Source organism: Methylobacterium sp. WL9 (genome assembly GCF_008040035.1).
GTDB lineage: Bacteria > Pseudomonadota > Alphaproteobacteria > Rhizobiales > Beijerinckiaceae > Methylobacterium > Methylobacterium thuringiense.
Window position 1 is genome coordinate 1 of record NZ_VRVE01000003.1, and the last position, 24,292, is coordinate 24,292.

The 24,292-nt window shown below is 67.7% G+C and carries 20 protein-coding genes and 3 pseudogenes; 9 read left to right on the top strand and 14 right to left on the bottom strand.

Translation table 11 applies throughout. From position 1 onward, the window contains the following. A pseudogene (locus tag FV217_RS01845) lies at window positions 1–532 on the bottom strand (IS481 family transposase); the annotation flags it as partial. Window positions 533–661: 129 nt separating this feature from the next. Between FV217_RS01845 and FV217_RS01850 the strand changes: the two are divergent. After that, window positions 662–1,740, top strand: a pseudogene (locus FV217_RS01850) (IS630 family transposase). 200 nt (window positions 1,741–1,940) lie between these two features. On the opposite strand, the pseudogene FV217_RS01855 reads toward FV217_RS01850, so the two are convergent. Continuing rightward, window positions 1,941–2,393: pseudogene (locus FV217_RS01855) on the bottom strand (integrase core domain-containing protein); the annotation flags it as partial. A gap of 206 nt (window positions 2,394–2,599) precedes the next feature. Here FV217_RS01855 and FV217_RS01860 point away from each other — a divergent pair. After that, window positions 2,600–6,400 carry a glycosyltransferase gene (locus FV217_RS01860; RefSeq protein ID WP_147813734.1) on the top strand — a complete coding sequence of 1,267 codons (3,801 nt, stop codon included), beginning with the start codon at window positions 2,600–2,602 and terminating at the stop codon, window positions 6,398–6,400. Beyond that, on the top strand, window positions 6,397–6,993 hold the full coding sequence (locus FV217_RS01865; RefSeq protein ID WP_147813736.1) for a hypothetical protein: 597 nt from the start codon (window positions 6,397–6,399) through the stop codon (window positions 6,991–6,993). The genes FV217_RS01860 and FV217_RS01865 overlap by 4 nt, the downstream gene beginning before the upstream one ends. A 198-nt stretch (window positions 6,994–7,191) precedes the next feature. Here FV217_RS01865 and fae read toward each other — a convergent pair whose 3' ends face one another. Then, window positions 7,192–7,731, bottom strand: coding sequence for a formaldehyde-activating enzyme (gene fae / locus FV217_RS01870; RefSeq protein ID WP_147813738.1), 540 nt, complete (start codon window positions 7,729–7,731; stop codon window positions 7,192–7,194). Between the two features lie 157 nt (window positions 7,732–7,888). On the opposite strand from fae, the gene FV217_RS01875 reads away from it, so the two are divergent. Beyond that, on the top strand, window positions 7,889–8,125 hold the full coding sequence (locus FV217_RS01875) for a hypothetical protein (protein WP_147813740.1): 237 nt from the start codon (window positions 7,889–7,891) through the stop codon (window positions 8,123–8,125). Window positions 8,126–8,140: 15 nt separating this feature from the next. On the opposite strand, the gene FV217_RS01880 is transcribed toward FV217_RS01875, so the two are convergent. Next, complete coding sequence (locus tag FV217_RS01880; protein WP_147813742.1) at window positions 8,141–8,575, bottom strand: hypothetical protein; 435 nt, start codon at window positions 8,573–8,575, stop codon at window positions 8,141–8,143. Window positions 8,576–8,763: 188 nt separating this feature from the next. Between FV217_RS01880 and FV217_RS01885 the strand changes: the two genes are divergently transcribed. Next, window positions 8,764–12,204: an SbcC/MukB-like Walker B domain-containing protein gene (locus FV217_RS01885; RefSeq protein ID WP_147813743.1), complete on the top strand. Its 3,441-nt coding sequence runs from the start codon at window positions 8,764–8,766 to the stop codon at window positions 12,202–12,204. 29 nt (window positions 12,205–12,233) lie between these two features. Further along, window positions 12,234–12,608, top strand: a complete 375-nt coding sequence (locus FV217_RS01890) for a helix-turn-helix transcriptional regulator (protein ID WP_147814000.1) — start codon at window positions 12,234–12,236, stop codon at window positions 12,606–12,608. Window positions 12,609–12,612: 4 nt separating this feature from the next. Here FV217_RS01890 and selA read toward each other — a convergent pair whose 3' ends face one another. Next, the gene (selA, locus tag FV217_RS01895; protein WP_147813745.1) at window positions 12,613–14,022 is read right to left on the bottom strand and encodes an L-seryl-tRNA(Sec) selenium transferase; all 1,410 of its coding nucleotides are present in this window, start codon (window positions 14,020–14,022) and stop codon (window positions 12,613–12,615) included. A 222-nt stretch (window positions 14,023–14,244) separates the two neighbouring features. Continuing rightward, window positions 14,245–14,448 (bottom strand): hypothetical protein, encoded by a 204-nt coding sequence (locus tag FV217_RS01900; protein ID WP_147813747.1) that lies wholly within the window; start codon window positions 14,446–14,448, stop codon window positions 14,245–14,247. Between the two features lie 362 nt (window positions 14,449–14,810). On the opposite strand from FV217_RS01900, the gene FV217_RS01905 reads away from it, so the two are divergent. Further along, window positions 14,811–15,098: a hypothetical protein gene (locus FV217_RS01905; RefSeq protein ID WP_147813749.1), complete on the top strand. Its 288-nt coding sequence runs from the start codon at window positions 14,811–14,813 to the stop codon at window positions 15,096–15,098. A 61-nt stretch (window positions 15,099–15,159) separates the two neighbouring features. Here FV217_RS01905 and FV217_RS01910 read toward each other — a convergent pair whose 3' ends face one another. Then, window positions 15,160–16,500, bottom strand: a complete 1,341-nt coding sequence (locus FV217_RS01910; RefSeq protein WP_246682699.1) for an adenylate/guanylate cyclase domain-containing protein — start codon at window positions 16,498–16,500, stop codon at window positions 15,160–15,162. 112 nt (window positions 16,501–16,612) lie between these two features. Between FV217_RS01910 and FV217_RS01915 the strand changes: the two genes are divergently transcribed. After that, a complete protein-coding gene (locus FV217_RS01915) occupies window positions 16,613–17,839 on the top strand; it encodes an MFS transporter (RefSeq protein ID WP_147813751.1) in 1,227 nt (408 codons plus the stop codon). 130 nt (window positions 17,840–17,969) lie between these two features. Here FV217_RS01915 and FV217_RS01920 read toward each other — a convergent pair whose 3' ends face one another. The 6 genes from FV217_RS01920 to tolQ form a co-directional block, all read right to left on the bottom strand. Beyond that, a complete protein-coding gene (locus tag FV217_RS01920; RefSeq protein ID WP_147813753.1) occupies window positions 17,970–18,260 on the bottom strand; it encodes a type II toxin-antitoxin system RelE/ParE family toxin in 291 nt (96 codons plus the stop codon). 3 nt (window positions 18,261–18,263) lie between these two features. Continuing rightward, window positions 18,264–18,503 (bottom strand): type II toxin-antitoxin system ParD family antitoxin, encoded by a 240-nt coding sequence (locus FV217_RS01925; protein ID WP_147813755.1) that lies wholly within the window; start codon window positions 18,501–18,503, stop codon window positions 18,264–18,266. Window positions 18,504–18,579: 76 nt separating this feature from the next. Then, on the bottom strand, window positions 18,580–19,905 hold the full coding sequence (gene tolB, locus FV217_RS01930; protein WP_147813757.1) for a Tol-Pal system beta propeller repeat protein TolB: 1,326 nt from the start codon (window positions 19,903–19,905) through the stop codon (window positions 18,580–18,582). Between the two features lie 164 nt (window positions 19,906–20,069). After that, window positions 20,070–21,362 (bottom strand): cell envelope integrity protein TolA, encoded by a 1,293-nt coding sequence (gene tolA / locus FV217_RS01940; RefSeq protein WP_147813759.1) that lies wholly within the window; start codon window positions 21,360–21,362, stop codon window positions 20,070–20,072. A gap of 13 nt (window positions 21,363–21,375) precedes the next feature. Then, window positions 21,376–21,828 (bottom strand): biopolymer transporter ExbD, encoded by a 453-nt coding sequence (locus tag FV217_RS01945; RefSeq protein ID WP_147813761.1) that lies wholly within the window; start codon window positions 21,826–21,828, stop codon window positions 21,376–21,378. A gap of 24 nt (window positions 21,829–21,852) precedes the next feature. Further along, window positions 21,853–22,569 carry a protein TolQ gene (gene tolQ, locus FV217_RS01950; RefSeq protein ID WP_147813763.1) on the bottom strand — a complete coding sequence of 239 codons (717 nt, stop codon included), beginning with the start codon at window positions 22,567–22,569 and terminating at the stop codon, window positions 21,853–21,855. A 413-nt stretch (window positions 22,570–22,982) separates the two neighbouring features. Here tolQ and FV217_RS01955 point away from each other — a divergent pair, with 413 nt between their 5' ends. Next, complete coding sequence (locus FV217_RS01955) at window positions 22,983–23,720, top strand: class I SAM-dependent methyltransferase (protein WP_187272398.1); 738 nt, start codon at window positions 22,983–22,985, stop codon at window positions 23,718–23,720. Here FV217_RS01955 and ybgC read toward each other — a convergent pair. Continuing rightward, the gene (gene ybgC / locus FV217_RS01960; RefSeq protein WP_246682700.1) at window positions 23,717–24,163 is read right to left on the bottom strand and encodes a tol-pal system-associated acyl-CoA thioesterase; all 447 of its coding nucleotides are present in this window, start codon (window positions 24,161–24,163) and stop codon (window positions 23,717–23,719) included. The two genes, FV217_RS01955 and ybgC, sit on opposite strands and share 4 nt — an antisense overlap. Between the last annotated feature and the right edge of the window lie 129 nt (window positions 24,164–24,292).

Here is a 24,292-nt window from a genome sequence, read left to right on the forward strand (position 1 = left end):
AGTCACCGGCAACTCGCCGTGTCGCCTTCTCGTGCAACTCGACGAAGGCGAACTTGGTCGTGCGATCGATGGCGACGAGCAGGTAGAGCCGGCCTTCGGCGGTGTGAACCTCAGCCAGATCGATGTGGAAGTAGCCAAGCGGGTAGGCCTTGAAGCGCGACCGCTTGGGCTTGTCGCCGTCGACCTCCGGCAATCGGCTGATCCCGTGCCGCTGCAGGCAGCGATGCAGCGACGAGCGGGTCAGGTGCGGGATCGTGGCCTGAAGCGCGTAGAGGCAGTCGTCGAGCGGCAGGAGCGTGTGGCGGCGAAAGGAGACGACCACAGCTTCATTTTCGGGTGACAACACCGTCGAATGCGGATCCTTCGGCCCCGTGCGCTGGTCGGCGACCGAGGTCCGTTTCTTCCACTTGGCAACCGTCTTCGGGTTGATCCCGTAGCGCTTCGAGAGCGTCCTCAGGCTCGCTTGACTATGTTGGATCGCTCGACGGACCGCCTCCGTCGTTGTGGCGCTGCCGTGAAGAACCTGGCCCATAGCGCGTCCCTCCACTCCGACGTGAAGACTGCACCATCAAACCCTGGGATCAAACATTTAGTGGCTGAAATCTAACGGGCGAGTCCGTGGCGGGTTTCGGTTTCGGGTTTGTAATGCGAGTCTGTGGGGATGCGGCATGGCATCTCGATCACCCTCACGCCTGCGGATCGCAACCGGCTCGCGGCAATCGTCGGGGACCGGAACACGGCCCAGAAGCACGTCTGGCGCGCCAACATCGTGCTGCTGAGCGCCGACGGCCTTGGCACTCATGCGATCATGCGCGCAGCGGGCGTGTCCAAGACGGCCGTCTGGCGCTGGCAGGAGCGGTTTGCTCAGGAGGGTGTCGACGGGTTGCTGCGGGACAAGACGCGACCGGCGCGTCTTGCGCCACTCGGTCCGGAGGTGGCGGAACGCGTGGTGGCCCTGACGCAGGGTGATCCGCCCGGCGAGACGACGCATTGGACGGCGGCGGCCATGGCCAAGGTCGCGTCCATCAGCACCTCGTCGGTGCAGCGGATCTGGCGCGGGCATGGCCTGCAGCCGCACCGGGTCCGCCAGTTCAAGCTCTCCACCGACCCGGCCTTCGCCGCCAAGCTGCGTGATGTTGTTGGGCTCTACGTCGACCCGTCGGCTCATGCCGTCGTGCTCTCCGTTGATGAGAAGAGCCAGATCCAGGCGCTCGCTCGCACACAGGCCCCCCTACCGATGAAGCCGGGCCGCCCGACGACGCGCACCCACGACTACAAGCGCCACGGCACGACGAAGCTGTTTGCCGCCCTGAACGTGCTGGAGGACAAGGTGATCGGCCGCTGCATGCAGCGCCACCGGCATCAGGAGTTCATCCGCTTCCTCAATGCGATCGAGGCGGCCGTGCCAGCCGGCAAGGTCGTGCACGCGATCCTCGACAACTATGCCGTCCACAAGCACGCGAAGGTGCGCGCCTGGCTCGATCGCCATCCGCGATGGACCTCCACTTCACGCCAACCTCCGCCTCCTGGCTCAACGCCGTCGAGGGCTTCTTCGCCAAGCTCACACAGCGGCGGCTGCGACGCGGCGTGTTCCGATCCCTGATCGACGTGCAGGTGGCCATCAAACGCTTCGTCGCCGAGACCAACCGCCAACCAAAGCCCTTCGTCTGGACCGCCTATCCGGATCGCATCATCCAAGCCGCAAAACGCGGGCACCAAGCGTTAGATTCGACCCATTAGCCTTCCCGTTGATGCTATATTCTCTACCGATACCGTTCGCCGCAAAAGCTGGCGCAGATGGGAGACTATGGCCCAATCCGCTGCATTTGCCGTTCGTGCATGCCGCGAATGATACGGAATATTGAATTGATTTCCCGAGCAGCTGGTAGCGCATTGCTGCACTTTGACCCGACGTGGACAGAGTGCCTGACCTAGACCCATCAAACTGAGTCAGGGTCAGGTCTCCTGACGATGGTGGCGCTGGCGAACGGCGTTGAGCTGCTCGGTTCGGTTGGCCAGATGACGACCTCTGGCGCAGGCGGCTGGTAGCCGAGTGACGAGTGCGGACGAATGCTGTTGTCGTGCCTCCGCCATTGCTCGATCACGACGCTGGCCTCTTTAAGGGTGTGGAACACCGCGCCGTTGAGAAGTTCGTCCTGCAGTTTGGCGTTGAAGCTCTCGCAATAGCCGTTCTCCCACGGACTGCCCGACTCGATGTAGGCGGTCTGCGAGCCAACTGCTGCGATCCAGTCCTGGACCGCTTTGGCGATGAACTCCGTCCCGTTGTCCGAGCGGATATGACCCGGCACACCGCGCCGGCTGAACAGATCCGAGAGAACATCGATCACGTCGAGTGCCTTCAGCTTGCGAGATATACGGATAGCCAGGCACTCGAATGCCGATTGGTATTAAACGGACTCGGCCGACTGCGGGTTGATGCCCCTTGCAGGCGAGTTCCCGCGAAGGCGTGGCTCGCCGCCGTGGTATCTTTTAATGACAAAAACCGCACTGCCGCCTATGTGTCCCGCTCGATCTTCGATGGTGCGGTGCGGGAGCACCGCATGCGACTGGAACGATCCTAACCAGAGACATACGGTCCGTGAAAATCCTCCTCGATCTGCAAGGGCTTCAGTCGTCGAGCCGGGAGCGCGGCATCGGGCGGCTGACCCGGCAATTGGCGCTCGCGATGATCGCAGAGGGGGGGCACGAGTTTCATGTGCTCCTTGGAGAAGATCTCTCCCACGAGATCGATGCCGTCGAGACGGAGTTCCGGCGCTTGCTGCCGCCGGGGCGGATCCACACCTTCGGACCCTATGGACCGACGGCCTGCGTACACCAGGCCAATGTCTGGCATGCCCGCGCGGCCGCCCTGTTGCGCGAGGCGCGCATCGCGCAGATCGCGCCCGACATCGTTCACGTCGGCTCGCTGTTCGAGGGCTTCGTCGAGGACTTCATCACCTCCGTCGGGCTGCTCCAGGGCGACCACGCCACCGCGGTGACGTTGTACGACCTGATCCCGCTGGCCGATCCCGACCGCTATCTCGGGTCGCCGGCGTACAAGAGGCATTACCTGCGCAACGTGCAGGATCTGAAGCGTGCCGACCTGCTGCTCTCGATCTCGGAGTACTCCAAGCGCGAGGCTATCGATCTCCTGCAATTGCCGGACGAGCGCATCGCGGTGATGTTCGCCGGCGTCGGCGATCATTTCCGCCCCGTTTCCCTGTCGGCACCGGAGAAGGGCGCGTTGCTCGGCCGATACGGCATGAGCCGGCGCTTCGTCCTCTTCGTCGGCGCCGCCGATCCGCGCAAGAACATCGAACTGCTGGTCCGGGCCTACACGCAGCTGCCCGCGGCCTTACGCGCCGATCTCGATCTCGTCTTCGCGGGCAAGCTCGTGGCGCACGAGAAGGAGGCCATCGCGGCGGCGGCCGAGCGTCACGGCGTGCCGCCCGAGCACGTGATCTTCACGGGCTACATCGCCGATGCCGACCTGATCGCCTTGTACGGCCTGTGCGACGTGCTGGTCTTTCCGTCCACGCACGAGGGTTTCGGGCTTCCGCCGCTCGAGGCGATGGCGTGCGGTGCGCCGGTGCTCGTCGCCGACAACACCAGCCTTCCCGAGGTGGTCGGCCGGCAGGACTGCCTTTTCGACCCGTTCGACGTGGAGTCGCTGCGCGAACGGCTGCTCTTCGCCCTCGGCAATCGCCAGTGGCGGGAGGCCATGCGCGCCTACGGCCCGCAACGGGCAAGGATGTTCACGTGGCGGGCGGCGGCTCGGCGCGCACTCGACGCCTTCGAGGAGCTTCACGCCCGCCGAATGCGCGAGCGCGCCGAGATCCGGTTCCCGGAGCGTCTGGCGCTGCCTGCGCCGGCGCGCCGGCCCCGTATGGCGTTCGTCTCGCCCCTGCCGCCCGACCATTCCGGGATCGCCGACTACAGCGCCGAGCTGCTGCGCGAACTGCTCGACCATTACGAGATCGATCTCGTGCATCCGGACGGCTCGACCGAGGATCCCTGGCTCGCCGGCAATTGCGCGGTGCGGGACATCGCCTATTTCGAACGGCATGCGGGCGGCTATGACTGCATCGTCTACTCCTTCGGCAACTCGACCTTCCACACCCACATGTTCCGGCTGCTCGCGCGCTTTCCGGGCACCGTCATCCTCCACGACGCTTTCCTGTCGAACCTCGCGATCCACCTGCTGCACGTCGCCGGGAAGCCTGCGGACGTGATCGTCGAGGAGATCTACGCCTCTCACGGCATCACCGGGCTGCGCCTGCTGGCCGACGAGGGATATGACGGCGTCGGCCGCGCACTGACCATGAGCGGCGCGATCTTCCGCAATGCCCACGGCGTCATCGTGCACTCCGACTTCGCCCTCGGAATCGCCGAAGCGGCCTTCGGGCCGACGGTGCGGCCGATGATGACGGTCGTGCCGCATCTGCGCTCCCTGCCGAAGCTCGGCACGCGCGACGCGGCGCGAGAGACGCTCGGCATCCCGCAGGACGCCTTCGTGGTCGCGAGCTTCGGCATCGTTGATCCGCGCAAGCTCAACCTGCTGACGGCCGAGGGCTTCGTCGCGAGCGGCCTCGCAGCGGACAACACGAGTCGCCTCGTCTTCGTCGGGCCCCACCATGAGCCCTATGCGGGCGAGGTGCTGGCCGCCGTCACCGATCGCTATCCCGATGCCGTGGTGGTCTTCGCTGGCCGCCTCTCCGACGCAGAGTACGGGCACTACATGGCGGCGGCGGACGTCGCGATCCAGCTCCGGACCGAATCTCGCGGCGAGACTTCGGGCGCCACGCTCGGCGCGATGGCTTATGGCCTGCCGACGATCGCGACGGACCTCGGACCCGTGACCGAGTTTCCGGACGATTGTCTGGTCAAGCTCGCGCCCTATGCGGACGCCGAGGAGGTCGGCGCCGTCCTGCTTCGTCTCCGCGAGGATCGCGAGGAATGTTGTCGGCTCGGCGAGGCGGCTCGTGCGCATCTCGCCGTCGCGCACGAGCCGAGAACCATCGGCCGTCGCGTGCGGGACATCGTGAATGGATTCGCGACGACCTCGGGGCGTGTCCGCGAACGCGTACTGGTAGATGCTGTCGCCGACATCTCGACCGATACGCAGCCGAATTCAAACGATCTTGTACGCTTGGCAGGCCATCTGCGTGCTCTCTATCCGTCTCCCCGCCTCCGCCAGATATTCTGTGATGTGTCTGGCATTGCGCGCGACGATCTACGGACTGGGATCGAACGAGTGGTTCGCGCAGTGCTCGATCGCCTGATCTCAAACCCACCGGAGGGATTCCGTATCGAGCCGGTCGTGATACGCGACGGTATCCCGCATTACGCGCGCTCGTTCGTCCGCGACCGGCTCAGTTTGTTGATCGGCTCGCTCGATGACACACCCGTCGCCTTCGGCCCAGGAGATCACTATCTCGGACTGGACTGGGTTCCGGACCGGCTTCCGGATGCTGCTCCCTGGCTAGGCCGCTTCAGACGTGCCGGTGGTACCGTTACCAACGTTGTCTATGATCTTCTCCCACTCGAAATACCTCGGTACTTTCCGGATTGGCTCGAAGCGTTGGACCGGCGCTGGTTCGACACCATCACGACCTGTGCCGATCACATTGCTTGCATCTCTGCTACAACCGCCGAGAGCGTGATTAAGTTCGCCGCCTCCGAGGCGATCGCCAAGCGTGCCAGCCCTCTCAAGATCGGCTGGTTCCATCTCGGCCACAACCTCGCGGTCGGGATGCCGACCACCGGCGTGCCGGAGGACGGCGAGGCCGTGCTGGCGGCGATGGGCCGGCGGTCCACCTTCCTGATGGTCGGCACCGTCGAGCCCCGTAAGGGCCATGCCGATGCGCTCGACGCCTTCGACACCCTTTGGGCGGAGGGGGGCGACGTCGCGCTCGTCGTGGTCGGCAAGGAGGGGTGGATGGTTCAGGAACTCGCCGAGCGCATCCGCGGCCACCGGGAATACGCGACACGTCTCGTCTGGCTGCCGAAGGTGAGCGACGAGTACCTCGACAGGCTCTACGGTGCCGCCACGGCGGTGGTCGTCGCTTCGCATGGCGAAGGCTTCGGCTTGCCGCTCGTCGAAGGGGCGGCACGGGGCACGCCGATCCTCGCGCGGGATCTACCGGTCTTCCGTGAGGTCGGAGGGACGAGCGCGGACTATTTCGACAGCCGGCCCGGCGGCCTCGCTGCCGCGATCCGATCCTGGCTCGCCGCCCGGCAGAGCGGACGGATCGCTGCGCCTGCACCAATGACGCATTTGACCTGGGCCGATTCGACTGAGCAGCTTCTGGCCGTGATGCGCGGAGAGCGGGTCTATCGCACGTTAGATCCCGACGAGATGTCCACGGGCCGCGCGCGCCTCATCGGAGCCGCCTCATGAAGCGCTTCGTTCGCGGTACGTGGTATCGGATCCGGCGCTTCCGCCGGTCGATACGGTCCAACGCGGTCACGGTCGCGAGGCTCGCCGAGATCTTCGACGCCGCGTGGTATCTGGAGCATTATCCCGATGTCGCCGCCGCCGGGGTCGACCCGTGGCGCCATTTCCGTGATCACGGCATCGACGAGGGTCGGCGACCGAACCGCTTTATCGACCCTGACTGGTACGCCCGCTTCTATAAGGACGTCGGGTCGCAATCGGCGTTGCTTCATTACGCGCGCATCGGCCGCCGCGAGCGGCGGGATCCTGGACCGGAATTCGGCGTGGGCGCGTATCTCGCGGCCAATCCGGATGTCGCTGCCGACGGCATCGAGCCGCTTCATCACTACATCCGGCACGGCAAGGCCGAGGGACGCCTTGCGTTCCGGTCGCCGCTGGCCGCCGACCGCAGGACGACATCCCGTTCCGTGGAGGCGCTCGTCGCCCGCTTCGCCTCCGGCGAGCGGGAGGCCGGATTCAGCCTTCACGTGCCCGACGAAATCCTCCTGCGGATCAACGAGGCCGTGTTGCGGCGCGGAACGCGCGTCTCGGATTGATAACAAACCAAACGCGGTCAGCCGCCGCGTTCAGGCTGCGATGCCAGCCGAGCCGAATTATCCATTCCGTCATCCGGTGCTGCGTAGCGGAACCCGGATGACGGGCGCGCAGAGCGTTTCATCCAAGGCCGGCCGCAGTGTGTCGGGCGGATCCCGGGTTCCCGCCTTCGGCGAGCCCCCGGGCTGACGGCATGCGGATCAATAGTCGATCACGTCTTCCAGCGCGTAGTGCTTCACCGTCTTACGGTTGGCGATCAGCTCGTCGATCGTCGGCTCGCCCTTCATGGCGCGGCCGATGGCGAGCTTCGTGGCTTCGTAGTTGGTGCGGTAGAGGTCCTTGCGGTCGACGTTCGGGTCGCTGCCGCAACGCTCGTCGAGCCAGATCATGATGATCATGCACAGCTCATCGAGGCCGTCCTTCGGCAGGATGCCCTCGATCACGCAATCGACGATGGCGTCGCCGGTGGCGGCCTGGACCACGCCGCCGAGGAGCTCGGCGTATTCGGCGGTGTGGATCGTGACCTTCGTGGTCATCATCGTGGAGGGGCGCACGAGCTGGTTGAGGTCGCGCACCACGAACATGCGTGTGTGGCCCTGGACCTGGCCCATCATGCCGGCGAAGGCTTGGCCGACCGGGCCGCGGGTCGAGCCGATCAGCACTTCGGGCATGGCGTCGGTGTACTGACCTTCGGCGGCGAGCACCGTCGCCTCGCCCGTGCGGAACCAGATCTCGGCCATTGTCGTCGCGTCCTGCGTGAAGGGAGATGCGCCTGTGAGCGGCGCGAGCCGGCCGCAGACACCATCCCGCACACCGCCCGTCAATCGTCTTCGACGCATCGCCCACTGGTCTCCGGCGCACCGATCGGTCATGCAGGCGGGGGTGGAGGAAAAGACGATGAGCGGGCCGGGCGGCGGCAGATCTTCGAGCGGAGAGCGCGGCTGGAGCCTGTCGGCCCGTGCCGAGGGCGATGGCGTGCGGCTCGAACTCGGCCTGCCCGATGTCGGCGGTCAGCCGGTGACCGCCGTTCTCAGCCTTGACCGGACCGAAGCGCGGGCGTTCGCGCGGGCGCTGCTGGCGGCGGCGGGGGACGCGACGGAGCGGACCTTTACGTCGCCGGCGGATGACGCCTGAGCGTCGTCCGGCCGATCACATCGTCCCGACGCGGCCGCGGCTCGGCAGGCGCGGGGTCTTGGTGCCGCGGCGCTCGATCGGCGCCTCGCAGGTATAGGCGAACTCGGTCTGGAGATCGGCGAACACCGTCTCGCCGGTGATCCGGCAATCCTCGCGCACAGTCTCGTCGAGGAAGGCTCGGGCTGCCGTGCGGAAGCGCTCGGCGCGGGACGCCGCCGGATCGCGTCCTTCGTTGCGCTCGCCGATGCCGCAGCCCGTGACTTCGCGCAGCGAGTTCGAGACGACGAGCATGCGCCGACGCTGGCGGTTGTCGTAGACCTCGTAGGGCTCGTTGCAGCCGATCGTCACCACCTGGGAGGGCAGGGCGACATAGGTCTTCGAGATGTATTCGAAGCCGGTGCAGCCGGAGAGGACGGTGCCGAGGCAGAGCAGGATCGCGAACCGCTGCATGTCGTCGCCTCCTGCGCCCAATCCCGAATGCGCGCGCATTGAAACAGCTACGCTTGTGCGGTCAAGCCCGACGCGGGCCACCGGCAGCGTGATTCGCCGGGTGCTGTCTTTGAGGTGACTCCCGAACGGCCGTCGAATCCTGTAGCTCTGCCGGGACTTCTTGCCCGAAACCACTGGCCAGCCACCGTTTGTACCTCCTCACCGACATCGCGCTCTCGAACTGGTATCTGATCCGCCGCCAGCAGATCCGGATCCGGGGCGCCGCCGCCCTGGTCGGACCGACGGGCGCCGGCAAGTCGACGATCTTCGACGCGGTCGGCACTGTGCTCGCCGGCAACAATGCCAGCCGCCTCGCGCTGAACGCCTCGGCCTCGGGTCGCAGCTCGCGCACGGTACGCGATTACTGCCTCGGCTGGATCAGCGACCCCGCCGAGGGCGGGCGTCCGACGCGGGAATCCTGCGAGACCGTCATCGCGCTCACCTTCGAGAACGAGGCGAGTGGGCGCATCGTCTCGGTCGGGTTGGCGCTCGCCGCACGCTCCGACGAGCAGCGCGAAGAGACGATCTCGCGCTTCATCGCCGTCGGCCACCGCTTCGAGATCGCCGACTACGTTCGCGAGACCGACCGCGGCAGCTTCGTCGCCCCGTGGAGCGAGATCGCCGCCGATCTCAACCGCCGCGCCGAGCGCTTCGAGCAGTTCCGCTCCTCCGGCGAGCGCTTCACCGCCGAGGTGCTGGCCCTGATGCGCGAAGGCGCGCCGGCGCCCGAGCCGCGGCAATTCCTGCGCACCTTCTCCAATGCCGTCGCGTTCAAGCCGATCTTCGACCCGAGTGCCTTCGTGAAGAGCTTCGTGCTGGAGCCGGCGCCCCTCGACGTCGCCCGTATCCGGCAATCGGTCGAGAACTGGCGCCGGCTCTGCGAGACCATAGAGGAGCTGGAGACGCGACTCTCGCATTTGCGCCGGATCGTCGGGCGCTACGAGACCTGGGCCGAGTCGAGCCTCGCGGCCGCTCTCGACGAGTTGCGGGCGGCGAGCGCAGAGCTTCGCCGCCGCATCGTCGACTGGACCAGCGCCCGCACACGGCTCGTCGAGACCGGCGACGCGCTGCGGATCGCCCGCGAGAGCGTCGCCACCAGCCAGGGTTTCGTGCGCGAGATCGATTCCGAGATCGCCCAGCGCAAGGCGCTCATCATCGGCAGCGCCGCCGAGGGGCGGCTCGCCGCCTCGAATGCCGGGCTCGCCATGCTGGCCCGCGACCGGCGCGACCTTGCTGCCCGCGTCGCCGAGCTCGTCGGCCTGGTGCAGGAGGCCGGACGGCTCTCAACCGTCTCCGCGACGATCCGCGCCAGCGCACCGGAGGCCGCCCGCCTGATCGAATCCTGCGCCCGCTCGGGCCTGCGCCGCGACGCCCCGCCGGAGGAGACCCTGCGCGCCGACGGGGTGCTCGGCCGGCTCGTCGCGGGCCTCGCCGACCTGCCGGACATCGCGGCCGGCCTCGACGAGGCCGCCGAAGACCTCGCCATCCGTGCCCGTACGGGAGAGAAGGAGGCGCAGGCGCTCTCCGCCGCCTTTTCCTCCGGCCACGGCAGCGCCGGGCGCCTCTCGCCGCACACGCTGGCGTTTCGCGATGAGCTGGCCCGGATCGGCATCGACGCGACGCCGATCTGCGAGCTCGCCGAGATCACCGATCCGGCCTGGGGGCCGGCGCTCGAAGGCCTGCTCGGCGGCGCCCGCGAGGCGCTGGTGGTGGACCCGGACCGGCTGAACAAGGCGTTCGGCCTGCTGGAACAGCAGAAGGCCCGGTTCTACCGCTGCCTTTTGGTCAAGACGACCGACACTGCCCGCCGCACGGCCCGTCGCTTCGACGACGGCCCGCTCGGGCTGATCGAGACGGACAGCGACCACGCCGAGGCTTTCCTGGCCGCGCGCCTCGGCGGCTACGACCTCGCCCCGAACGACGCGGCGCTGGCCCATATGAGCCGCGCCGTCGCGCCGAGCGGCCGCTCGACCTCCGGCATGGCCTACTCCGTGGTGCGCCCCGTGCAGCTGATGATGACCCGCGGTCAGCGCGGGCCTACGGCCGAGGGCCGCCGCAACCTCGAAACCGCCGTCGAGGACGCGCGACGCCTGCGCGGCGAAGCCACCGTGATGCGGGAGGCCGCCCGCATAGCCGCCTCGCTTCGCGCCCGTCTCTCCGCAGCGAGCCTCGATGTCGCCACCCTGCGCGAAGAGGCCGACACGATCGAGGGCCGGCGTCGTAGCCTCACCACCGAGCACGAACAGCTCAAGCAGGCCGATACCGGTGCGCTGGAGGCCGAGATCCGCGAGCTCACCAAGGAGCGCTCGGCCTATCTCACCGAGTTGGTGCAGGTACTCGAGCCCAAGCGCGACGGATTTTTGGCCGAGGAAGCGGGACTGAAAGCGAAGCTTGGTTCCGCTCGGGACGCTGCCCGCGCCGCGTTGGGTGCCCGTCGTACGGCCTATGCCCGCTGGGCCGGCGGCGATTCCCTGCGCATTCGGATGGCGCGCGCCGAGGGGCTGGATCCGGCGCTGCTGCGCGAGATGCGCGCCGATCTCGCCGGTCTCGATTTGAAGGAACTCGCGGCTGTCGCAAGCGCCGCTCGTACGTCCGCCCGCTCAGAACTCGAGACCGCCCGCACCGAGGGTCGGGCCGCCGAGCGCGATCTCGCCGAGTACTGCGTGCAGCGCCGCATCGACAATCCCCTCGGCCGCGATGAGGCCACCGCCGCCTTCGGCTATGCCTGGGCGCGGCGCGAGCACGATTCGGTCGAGGGGCACGAGCTGCGCCGCTACCGCGACCAGGCCGAGCGGGCGAACCGCGAGATGCGGCGCCTGATGACCGAGGACCTGCTAACCCGCCTCGCCGACCGCTTCGAGCGCGTGAAGACCCGGCTCGACGCGCTGAACGAGCGTCTGTCCTCGCAAAAGTTCACCGGCCAGACCTATGCCTTCGAGGCGGTGGTCGACAGGCGCTACGCCGCCGTCCACGCGCTGGCCACCGAGGTTGCCCGCTCGCCCGACGCCGCGCAGGCGGTGCTGCCCGAGGTCGAGGACGGTCCGTTGTCGGCCGCGATGGAAGAGATCACTGCGCTGATCGCCGGTGAGGAGAGCGCCGCGCGGCTCGCCGACTACCGCAACTACTTCGTCTACGAGATCGGCATGCGGGACGGGGCCGGCAACCGCACCACCCTCTCGAACCGCGCCACCCGCGGCTCCGGCGGCGAGGCGCAGGCCCCGTTCTACGTCGCCATCGCCGCCTCGCTCGCCTCCGCCTACTACCCCGGCGACCGCCCCGGCCACGAGCATCCCGGCCTCGGCCTTTGCCTCCTCGACGAGGCCTTCTCGAAGCTCGACGTGCGCAACTCTCAAGCGCTGGTCGACCTGTTCCACGCCTGGGGACTGCAGCTCCTGATCGCTGCGCCCGAGGACAAGCGCACCACGCTGACCGAGGTGATGGACACCATCGTCACCGTGTACAAAAGCCCCGATCTCGCCTCCGTCCGTATCGAGTCGGAGCATCCGCTGGAGGCGGCGAAGCGCGCGCTCGCGGCGATCAACCCGGAGCGGCGGGGGATCGAGGCATTTCGGGTGGCGGAGCCGGTGTGAGCGCTGCGATGGTTCGGGAAGGACGAGGCATTAACGCACAGACCATCGTCACGCCGGCCGGCGAACGTCTCGTCATGCTGTCCGAGGCCGATTTCAAACTCCTAGCCGAGGCCGCCGAAGACAATGCGGATCGCCTCGCCGTTCAAGAGTACCGTCGCAGGCTCGCCGCGGGGGAGGAGGAGTTGGTCCCGTCCGAGATCGTGGATCGCCTGCTCTCCGGCGAGAGCCGCATCCGCGTCTGGCGCGAGCATCGTGGCATGACCGCCAAGGTGTTGGCGGAGGAGGCCGGCATCGCGCAGCCGTTCCTCTCCCAAATCGAGACGGGCAAGCGCGAGGGTACCGTCGATACGCTGAGAAGCTTAGCAGACGCGCTTGGGGTCACGATCGACGACCTCGTCGGATAGTCTTTCAAAGCGCGAACCCATCGATCTGCGCCAAAAACCCGGCCTCGTCCTCCAGCGTCCGCAGGTCGAGCCGCAACGCCCCGTCGCTGATCCGGCCGATCACCGGCATCGGCAATCCCCGAAAACGCTCCGACAGCCGCTTCAGCCAAGTGCCTTCGCCACGCGCGCTCTGTTCGGGCGGGTGGAAAGCGAGGCAGGCGCTCGGCAGGGTCTCCACCGGCAGCGCCCCCGAACCGATCTGGCTCATGCAGGGTTCGACAGTGACCCGTGCCCCCGCGCCGATCCGCGTTGCGACCTCCGGCAGCAGCCGTCGCGCCTGCGCCTCGATCTCCGTCGTCTTGCGGGTGAGAAGCCGTAAAGCCGGCAGCCGCTCGTGCAGGCGTTCGGGGTGGAGATAGAGACGCAGCACCGCCTCCAGCGCAGCGTAGGTCATCTTGTCGACCCGCAGCGCGCGTTTCAGCGGGTTCTTGCGGATGCCGGCCAGCAGCTCGCGCCGGCCGGCGACGATGCCGCATTGGACCGCGCCGAGCAGCTTGTCGCCGGAGAAGGTGACGAGGTCGGCGTTGGCGACCGCCTCGCGCACGGTCGGCTCCGGCGGCAGGCCGTAGGCCGCGAAGTCGATCAGGTTGCCGCTGCCGAGATCGACCGCGAACGGGATCGCACGCTCGCGGCAGAGCTTTCCGAGCGCCGCCTCCTCGACTTCCGCCGTGAAGCCGCGGATCTCGTAGTTGCTCTGGTGGACCTTCATGACGAGGCCGGTTTCGGGGCCGATCGCCTCGGCATAGTCGCGCAGATGCGTGCGGTTCGTGGTGCCGACCTCGCGCAGACGGCTGCCGGCCCGCATCATCACGTCCGGTACGCGGAACGAGCCGCCGATCTCCACGAGTTCGCCGCGCGAGACGATGGTCTCGCGGCCCATGGCCAGCGCGTTTAGCACGAGGAGCACGGCCGCCGCGTTGTTGTTGACGACGAGCGCCGCCTCCGCGCCGGTCAAGCGGCAGATCAGCGCCTCGACATGGTCGTCGCGCTCGCCCCGCTCGCCGCGGGCGAGGTCGTATTCGAGGTTCGAGGCCTGCAGCATCACCCGCGCGACCGCCTCCGCCGCCTCCGGCGGCAGCGGCGCCCGGCCGAGATTGGTGTGCAGCACCGTGCCGGTGAGGTTGAAGACCGGACGCAGCGAGGGCCGGTTGTCCTGAACCAGACGCGCATCGACGCGGGCGAAGATGGCTATCGGGTCGACCAGGGCTTCCCGGCCCGTGCGCCCGTCCGCCAGCACCGAGCGGATCGCGTGCAGGACGGCGCTGCGGCCATGGGCCGTCAGGCTGGCTGCGGCCTCGGGTGCGGCGAGCAAACGTTCGACGGAGGGCGGCCGGGCAGGGGCTGCCGAGGCCGGCGGCGGGGCGTTGGCGTTCATGGCCTCAACATAGCAGAACCAAACGATGCGGTGATCGCGAGCCGGCTGCGCTTCCGCGTCGCCACGCCCTGATCTAGGCTCCCGGAATGAACGACGACCCTTTGCGCGAATCACGCCCGCAACTGATCCTCATGGCGCTTGCCGTGGCGGCGGTTCTGGTGTTCGGCGCTGTGACCTTGATCGCGCAGATGGGCTGAACCGAACCATGACCGTCCTGGCCGATCACTCCGCGATGGTCTTGAGGTGCTGGTCGAAGCTCTCGAGCGCCTTGGCCTGCTCCGGATCTGGATTCGGGCCGCTGACATAGGCGAGCGTTACGCGGGCGATGCGCAGGGCCGTCGCGAGGTCGCGCCCTTCGAGGCGTGCCTGTTCGATCACGGCGGCGACATCCGCCATGATCTGCGCATTGGCTGCATAGCCCTTCATGGCGTCGCGCGCCCCTGCACCGGATCTCGTCTCCGCCGCGCCGATCGCGGGTCCGTTGTCCGTATCATCGCGGCTCTGGCGCTGGAAACCCGCATCCGATGCCGACCGTTCCCAGGACCAGCTCGACCCTCGACCGCGCGCGGCAAAAATTGCGCTTCAGATTGGATTTAATCCCGAAAATTCTTCTACCCGGATCAGGCTCGTGTGGAAATGCACCCTGCGTCTGAGTTGAACGGATTAGAATCTGAGTATTGTTTGGTGATAAATCGCACTGATATTCAAGTAATATTGAAGTAGGCTGTCGATGTGCCGCGGGATTCGGACTCCGGCGGCGACCGAATTCAAAATAGAGAGTACGTCCCATGAAGAGCCTTGCCGCCTGCGCTATTCTCGCCGGCACCCTCGTCCTGCCGATGGCCGCTCAAGCCGAGAGCAGCGGCGGAAGCCGTCAGGCCGCCGGTGGCGCTCACATGAGCTCCTACGTCAGCGACCCGTACCACGATCCTCGATCGGCTCACTCGCAGCACCACAGCACGGGTCAGATCCTCGGCCAGCCGATGGTTTCCGAGAATGCCGGGGCGCACAACGTCCGTAGCCGCCTGGTCGAGCCGCATTGGGCCGCCGGCACCACCGGCCGCCGCGCCCGCTGATCCGCATCGGCGCTATGCCGGGCCCGGATGGCGGACGCCATGCGGGCCCTTTTTGTGTCGATCAGGCGCTCGGCACCGGGGCAGGGGTCTCGTCGGTCAGGGCGTAGAGGGCCGGTAGGCGTCCCTCCTGCACGTCGGCCGTGCCGGCGCGGGTGGTGCGGAAGCCGTCTGGCAGGTGTCCGGCGAGGAGGCGCACGACCTCGTCGGAGGCGGCCAGAGCGAGGTTCTCGGACTTCGCCTGCGCTTCGAGGCGGGCGAGCATGTTCATGGCCGGCCCGAGTACGGTGAACTCCGCCCGCAACCCGTCGTCGAAGACCCCGGCGAGGACGTGGCCGGCATGCAGCGCGATGGTGATGGCGAGCGGCGGCAGCTTCGCCTCCCGTCGCTCCCGGTTCAGCGCGTCGAGGCGCGTGCGGATCGTCCGCGCGGCATCGAGCGCGGCGCGCGCCTGACGCTCCGGCGATCCCACCAGGAAATGAGCCAGCACCCCGTCTCCGATGTACTTGTCGACGATGCCGTCGTGTTGCGTGACGCTGGTATGGGTCAGGGCGCGCACGTCGAGGAGCGCACGCACGACCTGCTGGGGCGGCTGTTCGCGCGTCAGAGCGGAGAAGCCGCGGATGTCCAGCGCGAACAGGCAGGCATGCCGCTCCCGTACGCTGCCGAGGCCGCCCTCGCGGGCGAGTTCGACGGCGACGCTTCCTGGGACGAAGCGGGCGAGCATGGTGCGTTCGTGTTCGAGGCGGAGCGCCATCGTCACTGCGCTGCGCAGGCGGCGGACGCCGTCGACGACGACGAGGCTCGTGGCAATGAAAGTCAGGAGCGTCGGCGCCTCGTCCGACAGGCTGACATGTGGACCGAGCAGCGCCTCCTCCCGGACGGCCAGGAGGATGGTGCCGCTCCAGGCCAGCGTCACGGCGCCGGCGAATGCGACCGTGTGCGAGACCCGCATGGTCAGCCCGGTCTGCAGCAGGAGCAGGAAGGCCGGCAGCTTGCTCACTGCGCCGGCCGCGTCGTCGAAGCCGGCATTCGCGCCGACGAGGAGGTGTTCGACCTCGACATAGATCGCGACGCCCGCATTCAGCGCCGTCGAGGCCCAAGCCAGCGCCTCGGCGCGGCGGCTGGCGAAGCTCACGCCGTTGCGCGTCTCGCCGCTCCGGTCCCGGCGTTCGGCGAGGCCGAGCCCAAGCGAGCAGATCGCGTAGGCGACGAGCACGATCCAGTGGCTGATCGGATGGATCGAGCCGTCGTAATTCTGGGCGGTGGCGAGTAGCACGACCACGATGAGCGCGTGCATGGCGAGAAGGCGACGGCCGGACGCCGCCTGCAGGAGCCGCAGCGCGCTGGCTTCGCCGTTACCGTTCGTCCCGGCCGTCCGAGAACCGTCGCGGTCCTGCTCCATCAAAATCCCGTGTCTCCCTGGGCCGAGGTTCTTACACGCCGTACCCGTTCATCGCGATGGCTACGGCATGGTGCTTGACGCACGTGCTCGGTGCACGGCAAGCGGGCCGGCAATGACGTCGCCTTCCTCCACCGGCTTGGCGCTGTTTCGCAACCGCGATTTCAGGCTTTTCGGCGCAGCGCGCTTCCTGACCAGTCTGGCCAGCGAGATGCAGGTCGTCGCGGTGGGCTGGTTCGTCTACGATCTCACCCGCAGCCCATTCGCCCTCGGCCTCACCGGGCTCGCTGCCTTCCTGCCGGCGATCCTCGCCGCGCCGATCAGCGGTCACGTCGCCGACAGCCATGACCGGCGTCTGATCGCTGCGGGCGCCTGGAGTCTGGCGACCCTCGCGCAAGTCGGTCTGTTCGCTTTCGCCCTGCTCGGCGGCCACTCGGTCTGGCCGATCTATGCCCTCGTCGTGGTGATGGGGATCGGTCGCGCCTTCGCCAGTCCGGCGCTGAGCGCGCTCCTGCCGACCCTGGTCCCGCGCGAACACTTCGGCACCGCCGTGGTCTGGGTGTCGTCGTTCTGGCAGAGCGCCGCGGTGATCGGGCCGGCGCTCGGCGGCGTCCTCTACGTGCTCGGGCCGACGACGGTCTTCGGGGTTTCGGCCGCGATCTATGCGCTTGGCAGCCTCCTCGTCGCCGCGATCCGCTTCCGGCCGGAGAAACCGGCCGCGCGGGGCGCGATCACCTGGGCGAGCCTGTCGGCGGGGTTGTCCTACATCCGTGCGCAGCCGGTGGTGCTCGGCGCGATCAGCCTCGATCTCGTCGCGGTGCTGCTCGGCGGCGCCACCGCCCTGCTGCCGATCTTCGCCGCCGAGATCCTGCATGTCGGCCCGCTCGGGCTCGGCGCGCTGCGCAGCATGCCGGCCGTCGGCGCTGTCGCGGTGGCGATCTGGCTCGCCTACCGCCCGCTCACGCGCCGGGCCGGGCCGAAACTCCTGATGGCCGTGGCCCTGTTCGGCCTCGCGACGGTCGTGTTCGGCCTCTCGCACGATTTCTGGCTCTCGATGGCGAGCCTCCTCGTGGCCGGCGCCGCCGACATGGTCTCGGTCTATGTCCGCCAGAGCGTGGTTCAGGGCGAGACGCCGGATGCCATGCGAGGCCGGGTCTCGGCCGTGGAATCGGTGTTCATCGGCGCCTCGAACCAGCTCGGCGAATTCGAATCCGGCACGCTCGCAGCCCTCGTCGGCGCCGCGCCGGCCGTCGTTGCAGGTGGACTGGCTACGCTGCTCGTCGCGATGGTGTGGGGGCGGCTGTTTCCGGCGCTGAAGGCGCGGGATCGATTGATGGTGTAGCGGGGGACGGTTCGCCTGCTCTCGGCAATTGCTGCAGAAGCGATTATCCCTCCTTGGACTTCCGTTTCTTGCGGAAGGGATAATGGTATTTAGCTCAAGGCTTTAACCGCCCCGCGTAGTCGCGCGAGCGCTACAGATGCCGCGCGACGTCCATTCGCTGGTGCAGCACGCGGATCACGACGACGTCGCCTGCCGCGGCGTGGCGATAGAAGACGACGTGCGAACCGACCGGCACCTTAAAGTAGCCCTTTCGGATGTCGTTCGCGGCGCGGCCCGGAATTGATCCGTCAGCGATATTGCCGAAAGCCTCGGCCAATTGGCGAATGTAGCGGTCGGCCTGATCCGCGTTCCAGTGCTCGGCCGTGTAGTCCCAGATGCCGTCGAGATCAGCCCGCGCCCTGGGCGAGAGCGTGAAGCCCATGGCCTATCTCAGTGCGCGCTTGGCGAGAAGGAAGGCTTCTGTCTCGAAGGGCTCCGGCGTGCCGCTGGCCTCACCCTCGATCAGCGCGGCCCGGAGAGTTTCGAGCCGCGCCTCCTGCTCCTCCAACAGGCGCAAGCCGGCCCGTACGACGTCGCTCGCCGAACCGTAGCGCCCACCATCGATCTGCCTGTCGATGAAATGTGCGAAATGATCGCCGAGCGAGATGGACGTGTTGCGCGCCATGAAGGCTTCTCCTCACGACATAATGTACCAAAAAATGGTACATTCAACCTTGTCGGTGCGTCGATAGAGGCTTGGTCTACCGCCCCGCCAGCAACGGCGACCACGTCGGATCCGACGCGAAGGACGGCGTCGGCACCGGGTTCTCCACCTTGCCGGTGATGTCGACCATGTAGAGCTTGCCGCCACCCTGGCCGCCCGGATCACGGAAGAACATCACGTATTGGCCGTTCGGCGCGAAGGTCGGGCCCTCGTTGTGGAAGCCTTCGGTCAGCACGCGCTCGCCGGAGCCGTCGGGCTTCATCACGCAGATGGCGAAGCCGCCCTTGCGCTGGCGGGTGAAGGCGATGAGGTCGCCCTTGGGCGACCAGGCCGGCTGCGAGGCCGAGCCTTCGCCGAACGAGATGCGATGCGGGTTTCCGCCGTCGGCGCCCATCACGTAGATCTGCTGCGAGCCGCCTCGGTCGGATTCGAACACGATCTGGCCTCCGTCCGGCGAGTAGGTCGGCGACGTGTCGATGGCGAGCCCTTGCGTCACCGGGTGCTGGGCCTTCGAGGCGATGTCCACGGTGACGATGTCGGCGTTGCCGCCCTGCTGCACGCTCATCACGAGGCGGCGGCCGTCCGGCGAGAAGCGCGGGCTCGTGCTCATCGAATCGAAGCTGCCCACCGTCTGGCGGGTGCCGCTCTCGAGGTCGATCATCTGCACCTTCGGCTGCTGGCCGGAGGCCTGCGTCATGAAGGCGATGTCCTGGCCGGCCGGGGAATAGCGCGGGGCCACCACCGAGACGTCGCCGGAGGTCAGCGCGCGGACGTTGGCGCCGTCCTGGTCCATCACCATCAGGCGCTTGCGGCGGCGCTCCTTCGGCCCGGACTCGTCGATGAAGGCGACTCGGCTGTCGAAGTAGCCGCCGATGCCGGTGATCTTGGTGTAGACCACGTCGGAGATCAGGTGGCCGGCGCGGCGGGCATTGCCCGGATCCGTGCCGTATTGCTGGCCGGTGACCTGCTGACCCGAGGTGACGTCCCAGAGCCGGAACTCGACCTTGAGCTTGCCGCCGGCGTCACGGCCGACGCGACCGGTGACGAGCGCCTGGATGCCGGTGCCGCGCCACTTTTCGAAGTTCGGCGCCGCGTCGAAGCTCGGAGCTTCGGGGAAGCGGGCCTTCTCCAACGGCGAAAAATAGCCGGAGCGGCGCAGATTGTTCGTCACCACGCTCGACATCAGCGTGCCGAGGCTCGGGTCGCCCGCGAAATCGACGACCGCGATCGGCAGCGGTTGGAACGCGCCGCCGCCGATGCGCAGCTGGAGCTGGGCCTGCGCGGGTGCCGCGGCGGCCAGGCTCAGCGCGAGCGCGGTGAAGGCGGCGGCGAGGCTGCGCCGGGTGAGGAAGTGCTGCGTCATGATCGCTTCCGGATAGGGAGAGGGTCCGGGTGTGGCTCCCCCCTCCCACTTGTGGGGAGGGGTAGGGGTGGGAGTGGTTCAGAAGGCACCGTGGCGGCTCATCCGACGCCACCCCCACCTCCAACTCCTCCCCACAAGGGGGAGGAGCGCGCGTCGCGCTTGGCCTACACCCGCGAGAACTCGAACTCGGCGTTGATGGCTTTCCAGTCGTTGTAATACGGCGCGTATTGCGACGGAATCTTGTAGGGCGCGCAGCGGCGCACGGCCCGGAGCGCGGCCTGCGCGATCGACTGGTCGACCGCGTTCTGACCCGAGCGCAAGATCCGCGGCTCGGAGGTCAGCGATCCGTCCGCGTTCAGTTTGATGTCGAGCATCGGCAGGATCACGCCCTGCGCCGCGCCGGGCGGAGCCGAGTAGCAGCGCTCGATCTGCTGCTGAAGCATGCCGACGAGGGCGTCGCGCAAGGACGGCGACAGCTTCTGGGCGTTGCCCGTCGTGGTGCCGAGGGAGGCCGTCCGCTGGACCTCGCGGCCGGTCGAGCCGGTGGATTGCGACGGCGCCTTATTGGCGAGCAGTTCCTTAATGTCGCCGGCGTTGAACTTTTCGGCCATCTCGGCCTGCTTGCGGGCCTTGGCTTCGGCATCCGCCTTGGCCTTCGCCTCGGCCATGGCTTTCACCTTGGCCTTTGCCGCCGCCTCGGCCCGCGCCTTGGCGACCGCATCGGCCTTCGCCTTCGCGTCGGACTCAGCCTTGGCCTTGGCTTCTGCGAGCTTCTGTTGGGCCTCGGCCTTCGCTTCCGCCTCGGCTTCCGCCTTGGCTTTCGCGTCTGCCTTCGCTTTGGCCTCGGCTTTTGCCTTGGCTGCAGATTCCTTCGCTGCGGCTTCCTTGGCGACCGCCTCGGCCTCCTCGTGCTCGACGAGTTTCTGCAGTTCGTCGCGCTTGGCAGCCTCGGCCTTCTCGGCCTTCGCGGCGGCTTCCGCAGCCTTCGCGGCTTTCACTTCGGCAGCCTTCTCCGCCTTGGCGGCGGCGGCGCGCTCGGCTTCCGCCTTGGCTTCGGCGGCCTTGGCAGCTGCGGCCGCGGCCTCTTCCTTGACGGTCTCGGAGGGCTCGGCGCGCAGCGGGATTTCGTCGACCGAGGCGACCTTCATGTCGGCGGGACGGGTCGGGGGCGCCGGCTTGTCGACCTTGGCGTTCTCGGGCTCGCGATCTTCGACCTTCTCGGATACGCGGTCGGCCTTGTTCGGCTTCTCCTGCGGCTTCTCGGCGTTGCGCTCGCCGCGGGTCAATTCCGAAAACTGCTGTTCGGTCAGCACCTCGACCGGCACGCCTTCGTCGGCATTCGGCAAAGCGGGCGCCGCCACCGCGAACAGGGCCAGCGCTAGCAACGCGACATGCGTGCCGGCGGAGACCCAGACGCCGGGCTCGCTGCGATCGAAGGAAGGTAAGGGGAAGCGCACCTGCCGGCGTCCCTCAGTTCTGTTCCGGTTCGGTGACGAGCGCCACCTTCTTGAAGCCGCCGCCGGTGACGATCGCCATCACCTGCGCGATGCGGCCGTACTCGACGCGCTTGTCGCCGCGCACGAAGACGCGCTCCTCGGTGCCGGTGCCGGCCTTCGACGTCTCCATGAGCTGGGGCACGATGTCGTCGTCCTTCAGCTCGGTCTCACCGAGGAAAATCTGGCCCGACTGGCGCACCGAAAGCGTGATCGGCTTGACGTCGGAGTTGAGCGGGCTCGCCTTCGATTGCGGCAGGTCGAGCGGCACGCCCACGGTCATCATCGGTGCGGCGACCATGAACACGATCAGCAGCACTAGGACGACGTCGATGAACGGCGTCATGTTGATCTCGTTGATCGGGCCGGGACCGCGCTTGCCCCGCCGGCGGCGCTTGCCGCCACCACCCGCACCGTGGCTCATGCCCATCAGGCTGTTCCTACGTTTCTGGGATCAAGCGGCGAGCGAGAGGCGCTCGTCGATCTGGCGGGAGAGGATGGCCGAGAACTCGTCGGCGAAACCTTCGAGGCGCGACTGCGACTTCGCCACCGAGGCCTGGAGCTTGTTGTAGGCGAGCACCGCCGGGATTGCCGCGAACAGGCCGATGGCGGTGGCGAAGAGGGCCTCGGCGATGCCCGGAGCCACGACGGCGAGCGAGGTGTTCTTCGAGGCTGCGATCGAGGTGAAGGCGGTCATGATGCCCCAGACCGTGCCGAACAGGCCGATATACGGGCCGGCCGAGCCGATCGAGGCGAGGAAGAGCAGGCGCGATTCGAGCTTCTCGACCTCGCGCTGGATGGTGACGTCGAGCTGCTTCTCGATGCGCTGGCTGAGCGACTGGACCTGACGGCCCGAACCCTCGAACGACCGCTTCCACTCGCGCATGGCGGCGACGAAGACTGCGGCGAGACCGGTGGCCGGGCGGTCGTTGTAGGAGCGGTAGAGCTCTTCCAGCGAGCGGCCGGACCAGAACGCCTCCTCGAAGGCGTCCATCTCGGCATCGGTGCGGCGGAAGAGAAGCGTCTTGTCGACGATGATCGACCAGCACCAGACCGAGGCGACGAGCAGCCCCACCATCACGAGCTTGACGACGAAGTGGGCCTGCCAGAACAGGCCGAACAGGCTCATGTCGATGGCAGGTGCGGCCTGCATGGCATCGGCTGGATTCATCGGTCGTGATCCCAAGAGTCCCCAAGGCGCGACGACGGGTGCGGCGTCCCTGCCGGGCCCCGCGCTCTCGCCGGATCCTTGAGCGATATCAAAGGAGATCGCTCGGGAATCTGTCGAAAGTAAGGGTCGAGCTTGTCCGGCCGCCGCATGGTCGTCGCGACCTTTTCGCGATCCAGTTTAGGCGCGCGTCAAGGTTAAGGAATGGTTGTCGATCCGGGCTATCTTACGGCCGCACGGTGTTCGTACGGCTGATCCGGTGAGCCGTGCGACCTTCGGCGCGGACCCGGTGGGGGCGGCCTGAAGCCCCACGGCCACGGTTTTAACCGCGTCGTCAACTTCCGGCCGCGCCCGGCTCGATTGCGCGTGCACTTCCGTCCGAAACGATGTTCAGTCGTCGGCAACAGGAGTGCATGATGTCGTCCGACGCAATCTGGCAACGCTACGGCGAGAGCGACCCGTATTACGGCGTCCTCACCCTCGACGCCTACCGGAAGGACAACATCGCCGCGAACAAGGGCGCCTTCTTCGCCTCGGGCGAGCGCTCGGTGGAGCGGGTCCTGGCGCAGGTCGAGGCCGCCGTCGGCCCGGTGCGGCGCGACCATGCGGTGGATTTCGGCGCCGGCGTCGGACGCCTCAGCCTGCCCCTCGGCCGCCGTTTCGCGGACGTGACTTCGATCGACGTCTCGCCCGGCATGCTGCGGGAACTCCGGAGCAATGCGACGGCTCAAAGCGTGCCCAACCTCACGCTCTGCAACCGCGTCGACGAGGTTTCGAAGCCGATTGATTTCGCGATGAGCCTGATCGTGCTCCAGCATATCGATCCGCAGCGCGGCCGCGACGTGATCCTCGGCATTGCGGACCGGCTCGCGCCGGGCGGCGTGCTCGCCCTCGACGTTCCGATCATGAGCCGCCGTTCGCGCGGCTGGCATCTCGTCCGCAGGTTGCGCGACCGGGTGCCCTTCGCGCAGACCGCCTGGAATCTGCTTCGCGGGCGCCCGCTGCACGACGGCGGCATGCAGATGAACCTCTATCCCGTGGCGGAGATCACCGAAGCGCTGTTCGCTCGCGGCATGGCGTCGGTGACGCTGCTGCCCACCGAGCCCGACCCGTATTTCGCCGGAGCGCTGATCGTCTGCCGGAAAGCCGGTTAGCCGACGACGGGGATCGAGGGGGTGAGCGAGCGCCTGAGCGAATCGGGCAGCCGGATCGCGCGGCCGTCGCGCACGCAGGCGACGACCACGTCGGCACGGGTCAGCGTCTCGCCGTTGCGACGGACCTCCTGCGACAGGTGCATCGAGGCGCCGCGCAATTCGCTCGACCAGGTCAGCACGTCGAGCAGGTCGTCCATCCTCGCGGGCCTCAGGAAGTCGAGGGCCATCTTCCGCACCACGAAGACGAGCCCGCGCGCGTCCCGGTGCAGGTCCGACTGATCTCCGGCGAGCGAACGCAGCAGCTCCGTCCGCCCGCGCTCCATGAAGCGCAGGTAGCTCGCATGGTAGACGAAGCCGGAAAAGTCGGTGTCCTCGTAATAGACCCGCAGCGTCAGCCGGTGGACGCCGTCGCCGAGGGCTCCGCCGATAGGGGGTGTCGTCACACGGCCTCCGCGTTTGCGACCATTTGCGGCTGCGCGGCGCCATCCCGGACGATCCGCTGCGCGGCCGAGGGCCGGGCTAACATCCGGCGGCGGCGGGCGCAAAACGCTCGGATACCTATCCTTGGAAAC

Excerpts from the sequence above, each read along its gene's own strand:
- FV217_RS01905 (WP_147813749.1), top strand. The coding sequence starts at position 14,811 with ATGAAGAGCCTTGCCGCCTGCGCTATTCTCGCCGGCACCCTCGTCCTG.
- FV217_RS01920 (WP_147813753.1), bottom strand. The coding sequence starts at position 18,260 with ATGGGCTTCACGCTCTCGCCCAGGGCGCGGGCTGATCTCGACGGCATC.
- FV217_RS01880 (WP_147813742.1), bottom strand. The coding sequence starts at position 8,575 with ATGCAGCGGTTCGCGATCCTGCTCTGCCTCGGCACCGTCCTCTCCGGC.
- FV217_RS01900 (WP_147813747.1), bottom strand. The coding sequence starts at position 14,448 with ATGAAGGGCTATGCAGCCAATGCGCAGATCATGGCGGATGTCGCCGCC.
- tolQ (WP_147813763.1), bottom strand. The coding sequence starts at position 22,569 with ATGAATCCAGCCGATGCCATGCAGGCCGCACCTGCCATCGACATGAGC.
- FV217_RS01910 (WP_246682699.1), bottom strand. The coding sequence starts at position 16,500 with ATGGAGCAGGACCGCGACGGTTCTCGGACGGCCGGGACGAACGGTAAC.
- tolB (WP_147813757.1), bottom strand. The coding sequence starts at position 19,905 with ATGACGCAGCACTTCCTCACCCGGCGCAGCCTCGCCGCCGCCTTCACC.
- fae (WP_147813738.1), bottom strand. The coding sequence starts at position 7,731 with ATGGCCGAGATCTGGTTCCGCACGGGCGAGGCGACGGTGCTCGCCGCC.
- selA (WP_147813745.1), bottom strand. The coding sequence starts at position 14,022 with ATGAACGCCAACGCCCCGCCGCCGGCCTCGGCAGCCCCTGCCCGGCCG.
- FV217_RS01915 (WP_147813751.1), top strand. The coding sequence starts at position 16,613 with ATGACGTCGCCTTCCTCCACCGGCTTGGCGCTGTTTCGCAACCGCGAT.
- FV217_RS01865 (WP_147813736.1), top strand. The coding sequence starts at position 6,397 with ATGAAGCGCTTCGTTCGCGGTACGTGGTATCGGATCCGGCGCTTCCGC.
- FV217_RS01945 (WP_147813761.1), bottom strand. The coding sequence starts at position 21,828 with ATGGGCATGAGCCACGGTGCGGGTGGTGGCGGCAAGCGCCGCCGGCGG.
- FV217_RS01875 (WP_147813740.1), top strand. The coding sequence starts at position 7,889 with ATGAGCGGGCCGGGCGGCGGCAGATCTTCGAGCGGAGAGCGCGGCTGG.
- FV217_RS01955 (WP_187272398.1), top strand. The coding sequence starts at position 22,983 with ATGTCGTCCGACGCAATCTGGCAACGCTACGGCGAGAGCGACCCGTAT.
- FV217_RS01925 (WP_147813755.1), bottom strand. The coding sequence starts at position 18,503 with ATGGCGCGCAACACGTCCATCTCGCTCGGCGATCATTTCGCACATTTC.